This window comes from Ancylobacter dichloromethanicus, assembly GCF_018390645.1.
GTDB classification, from domain to species: Bacteria; Pseudomonadota; Alphaproteobacteria; order Rhizobiales; family Xanthobacteraceae; genus Ancylobacter; species Ancylobacter dichloromethanicus.
In genome coordinates this window covers 1-4,470 of record NZ_JAHBGC010000043.1, presented here as the reverse complement: position 1 = coordinate 4,470, position 4,470 = coordinate 1, and the positions used below count along the sequence as shown (strand labels likewise).

Sequence of the window (4,470 nt, the reverse complement as noted above, 5' to 3'; positions counted from 1 at the left end):
ACTGGCAATCAACGGCCCTTGAAGGCAGGTTGAGGCCGGCACGAAGGGCGCGCGCCAGGTGCCGCCGAAGGTGACCAAGACGGCGAAGCCCTGATCCCCAAACGACGGGCGGCGGAGACAGATTGGCTCGCAATCCGCGCACTCAATGGCTGGCTATGACGCGCCCGCGCGCAGTCGCGTCGTCGCGATATCGAAATATGCCTCCTCCACCTCGATACCGACATAGGGCAGGCCTCGGCGGGCGCAGGCGAGGCCCACTGTGCCGCTGCCCATGAAGGGGTCGAGGACAGGCCCCTCGATCGGCTTCATAAGCCCCTCCATCAGCTCCACCGGCTTTCCGGCGATGTGGTGCTTCTTGTGCGGCTTGGGCATGCGGAAGACACCCGGCGCCGTGCCGCCGGCAAGTGGCCGAGGCCCGTTGGTGCCCCACACCACGTACTCCGCCTGGATACGGTAGCGGCCCTGCTGGGGGCGGCTTCCCTCGGTCTTGTCCCAGGGAACAATGCCCCGCCAGATCCAGCCCGCGCATTGCAGGGCATCGGTGGTCACCGGCAGTTGCCGCCAGTCGGAGAAGACGGCGCAGATGGCACCGGGCATGGCCACAGCCCGTGCCCGGCCGAGCCATAGGGTGGACCAGGCGAGGAAGGAGCGCTGGTCGCGCGTATCGCCGGCGAACTCGGGGTAGAGCCGGCGACTCTCCTGGCCCAGATACTTGGCGCTGGTGACCTTGATCCGCTCGCCGGCCGTCGCCCCGCCCGAACAATAGGGCGGGTCGGCCAGCACCATGGCGAAGCAAGGATCGAGGGTTGGCATGATCTCCAGCGCGTCGCCCAGATACAGGGTCGCCTGGTCTATCGTTTCGGCGCGAGGCCGCATGCGTCGTCTCCGTTGGAGTGACGCTCGCGGCGTTCGGATTCGGGCTCGATCGGCCTCAGGAAATTGAGCGTGCCGCAGCGGCGGCACTTGATCTCGACGGCCCCTCGAAGGGCACCGCCGGCGGCGCGGAAAAGCAGCGCGCCGCAGCTGCATCTTATGTCCTTCACGCGATCTTAAGTCCACATGAGGCATTCCGCCCAGGCTCGGCCGAGCATGGGGCGGGGTTGCGGTCATGTTTGTGCGCCGCACGCGGGTTTCGTCGCCAAACAGCCCCGCGCCGGGGTCCACCCGGACCCCGTCATCCATCACCTTGCCCTCCCTCCGGCTTCGCCGTCACGTCGATGGTCGAGAGCACCGGCGCGCCCTTCTCCCAGCTGGTCGAGATGCGCTCGCTCGGCCAGGTGCCGTCGATGCCCTCGCCAAAGCCCGACGCCTCGACCAGGGCACCGGCCGAATAGGCCGGGTCGAACTCGGTGACGAAGAAGCCCGAGCCGGTGAGCGTGTTGAGCTCGCGGGCGCGCGCCTCGGCCGCCGCCTCGGCCTCGGCCTTCGTGGCGCGCGGATGGATGAGATTGTTCGTCGGCCCCTCGCTCCCGGCGCTCTTTTCGGCGAGCTTGCGCCGCCCGCTCGTCGGGTCCTGCCAGGCTGCCGCCACCTTGCCAAAGCGCGGGCGAGGCTCGCCCTCGACATTCCATCCAGAGCTTCCGAGCCGTTGGACGCGGATGCGTGGAAGCTCAGTGCCGGCGGCATCCGTGCCGGCGCCGCGCCGCACCACGGCGAGCTTCTCGCCGCCCGGCTTCACGATGCCGCCATGCTCGGCCGCCAGCCGCGAGGCGAAGTCGATCGGCGAGGCCTCCCAGCGCAGCACGTAGGGAATGCGCACCTCGGCCAGTTGCGGGTCGATCGCCAGCGAGAGCCCGGCCGAGCGCGCCACTTCGCCGAGAATGTCGGCGAGGCTCCTGTCGTCGAAATGCATGGTGCCGCCGGCCTTCACCTCGCCGGCATAGGTCACCGCCCGCGCCGTCATCACCATGGCCTCGGCGCCGCCCGGCTCCCAGCCGAGGCCGTAACGCTCCACCTTGAAGGCGCCGAGCGGCAGCACCTGCGTTTCCGCATAGCCCGCCCAGGGCTTGAGGAGGTCGCCCTCCTTGGGCAGCGGCAGCCGCCGGCCTTCGTCATTGAGGAACACCTGCAGCTGGTCGTTCTGGATGCCGACCTCGTCGGTCAGGCCGGCGCCGAGGAAATAGGGCGCCATCGAGCCCATCAGATTCGTGTCGCCCTTGAAGAGCTGAAAGACCGGGGTCTTCATCAGTCGCCCCAGATCCGCGGCACCTTGACGGCCGCCTTCGCCGCGTCGCGCGGCGGAAGCCTTATCTCGGTGCCGACCGGAAAGAGCGGCCCCTTGCGGGCGAGGCCGGGGTTGAGATCGAGGATGGCCTCGACCGTGCCGCCGGTCTCGGTGCCGAGCTCGGCGCGGGCGATACGGTCCAGGCGCTCGCCGTCGCGGGAGGTGCGGTAGATGCGATCGACCGTCGTCATACCGTGCGCAGCTCCACCTCAAAGCCGAGCTTGAGCCCGCCATACTCGGCAAGGTCCGACACGCGCTCGACGGCGAAGGTGCCGAGCACGGTGCCGACGAAGCCCACCGCCATTTGGATCACCGGCAGGGCTCGCCCCGTGTTCTGGCTGGCGCGGATCGCCTGGTAGTCCGGCAGGCCGCCAATGGCGGAGGGAAACAGCACGCCGGAGATGACGAAGGTGTCGCGGCGCATGCCATGGAACTGCGCGCCGTCCGCACCGCCCCAGCGGGGAAACTCGGCCAACACCGCCTCGGTGGTGAACTCCATTTCCCGGCCGTTCAGCCCCACCGGCTGGAACACATGCGGGCCGATGCACATCAGCGCCATCTCAGCCCACCGTGTCGTTCAGCGCGCTGGCGCCAGAGCCCAGCCGCGCCAGCCGCCGGTCCACCGCCCGCGCCGAGCGCTGCGGGTCGGAGGCGCCGTAGATGTTGAAGGTGTTGGCCTGGGCGACGGAACGCGAATTGCTGATCGAACTCGTCCGCTTGGGCTTGGCAGGCGGGAGCGGAACGGGAGGCCCATCCGGCAGGCTCGCTCCGCCAGGGACGAACTGTGGCGATATCGTCGGGGTAGCGGTGAAATCGAAGAGCCCGCGAATCCAGTCCGCGATGGACTTCGCCTTTTCGACGGCCTTCGCACCCTCCGTGCCGATGGCATCCGTTACCCCCTGCATACTTGTCGCCATGGCGTCCTTTGCGCCGGGAACGGCAAGCAATTTCTCCATCTCCGCCCTCGCCTCACTGAGCCGAGCCTCGATGTCTTCTAGCCACTCGCGAGATCCCTCAACGCCCAGCTTCATCTGGCTCATGGCGGTCGCGCGTTTCTGCTCAAGGGCCTCCACGCGCTTTTTGGCCTGGAAGAGGTCATGGTGCTCGCGCCGCTGCCCTTCCTCAACCTCCCGCCGCATCCCCGGATTCTTATCCAGTTCCGCCTGCTGCTGCGGCGGAAGCGCCTCGCCCTTGGCGCGCTTGGCGATCATCTCGTCGATCTTCACGGCGCGGTCGAACACCGCGTTAATGTTCTCCAGCAAGGACGAAACGGCGTCCGCAGCGCCGCCGATCGCAGGCGTCAATGACTTACCGATGTTCGCTCCAAGAGCGGAGAACTGGTTGTTCATCTTCTGGATTTTTGAAGAGGTCAGATCATCGAAGATGCTGAAAGCGCGGTCGACCGAGCCCTTGCTGCGCGCCGGATCGTCGATCATGTCGAGCGATTTGATGATCAGGTCCAGCGACTGCGCCATGCGGGCCGCGTCATCGGCATATTCCAGACCCATCAGATCGGTGAGGACCCCCATCTGCTTCTCGGGGTTCAGATCCTTGATGCGGCGGAACACTTCCACGATCGCCTCGGCTGGGCCTTCGGCGATCATCTTGGAAAGCTGTTTGCTCGATAGGCCCAGCGCCTTCAGTCCGCCCTGGAAGGACTTGCTCTGCTTCGACGACGTCTGGAGCTTGGTGAGCAGCGAATTGAAGCCGGTGCTCGCCACCTCGGACGAGACACCGAGCGACAGAATGGCCGACCCGAAGGCTGCGGCCTCGGCCTCGGCAAGCCCGAATATGCGGGCCTGCCCTCCGGTGCGCGACAGGAACTCCATGATGTCGGCTTCCTTCGCCGCCATGTTGTCGCCGAGGTAGTTGACCGCGTCGGCAAGTGCTTCGATCTGCTCCTGGTTGAGCTGGAACACATTGCCGAGCTTGGCCAGCCGGTCCCCGCTTTCCTCGGCCGACAGCCCGAAGGCAACGGCGGCCTTGGCGGCGAAGGTGCCGAACCGCGCCAGATCCTGCATCGGTCGGCCGGCGAAGCCGGCCTGAGCCACCAGCTTCGCGATCTCCTCCTTCGCCAGCGGCGTCTCGCGGCTTAGCCGAAGGATCGTCTGCTCCAGGGCATTGAACTCCGCCTCGGGCATCTCGACGGCCTTGCGGACCTCCGCCATGGCGTCCTCAAACGACATGGCGGCCTTCGCGGCTCCAGTAAATGCTGCCGTCACGGCGACAGCGCCGGCCGCAACGAT

6 protein-coding genes are annotated in these 4,470 nt (G+C 67.2%); all 6 read right to left on the bottom strand.

Translation table 11 applies throughout. The features are described from left to right. Nucleotides 1-153: 153 nt before the first annotated feature. On the bottom strand, nt 154-876 hold the full coding sequence (locus KHC23_RS18615; protein WP_213374586.1) for a DNA-methyltransferase: 723 nt from the start codon (nt 874-876) through the stop codon (nt 154-156). Next, nucleotides 852-1,043, bottom strand: coding sequence for a Com family DNA-binding transcriptional regulator (locus tag KHC23_RS24910; protein ID WP_213374584.1), 192 nt, complete (start codon nt 1,041-1,043; stop codon nt 852-854). The genes KHC23_RS18615 and KHC23_RS24910 overlap by 25 nt, the downstream gene beginning before the upstream one ends. 131 nt (nt 1,044-1,174) lie before the next feature. Continuing rightward, nucleotides 1,175-2,185 (bottom strand): contractile injection system protein, VgrG/Pvc8 family, encoded by a 1,011-nt coding sequence (locus KHC23_RS18605; protein WP_213374582.1) that lies wholly within the window; start codon nt 2,183-2,185, stop codon nt 1,175-1,177. Then, nucleotides 2,185-2,415, bottom strand: a complete 231-nt coding sequence (locus tag KHC23_RS18600; protein ID WP_213374580.1) for a tail protein X — start codon at nt 2,413-2,415, stop codon at nt 2,185-2,187. Before KHC23_RS18600 ends, KHC23_RS18605 begins: the two co-directional genes overlap by 1 nt. Next, nucleotides 2,412-2,783, bottom strand: coding sequence for a phage tail protein (locus KHC23_RS18595; protein WP_213374578.1), 372 nt, complete (start codon nt 2,781-2,783; stop codon nt 2,412-2,414). Before KHC23_RS18595 ends, KHC23_RS18600 begins: the two co-directional genes overlap by 4 nt. A 1-nt stretch (nt 2,784) precedes the next feature. Further along, nucleotides 2,785-4,470, bottom strand: a 1,686-nt coding sequence (locus KHC23_RS18590) for a phage tail tape measure protein (protein WP_213374576.1), incomplete at its 5' end; no start/stop codon positions are given.

Excerpts from the sequence above, each read along its gene's own strand:
- KHC23_RS18600 (WP_213374580.1), bottom strand. The coding sequence starts at position 2,415 with ATGACGACGGTCGATCGCATCTACCGCACCTCCCGCGACGGCGAGCGC.
- KHC23_RS18595 (WP_213374578.1), bottom strand. The coding sequence starts at position 2,783 with ATGGCGCTGATGTGCATCGGCCCGCATGTGTTCCAGCCGGTGGGGCTG.
- KHC23_RS18615 (WP_213374586.1), bottom strand. The coding sequence starts at position 876 with ATGCGGCCTCGCGCCGAAACGATAGACCAGGCGACCCTGTATCTGGGC.
- KHC23_RS18605 (WP_213374582.1), bottom strand. The coding sequence starts at position 2,185 with ATGAAGACCCCGGTCTTTCAGCTCTTCAAGGGCGACACGAATCTGATG.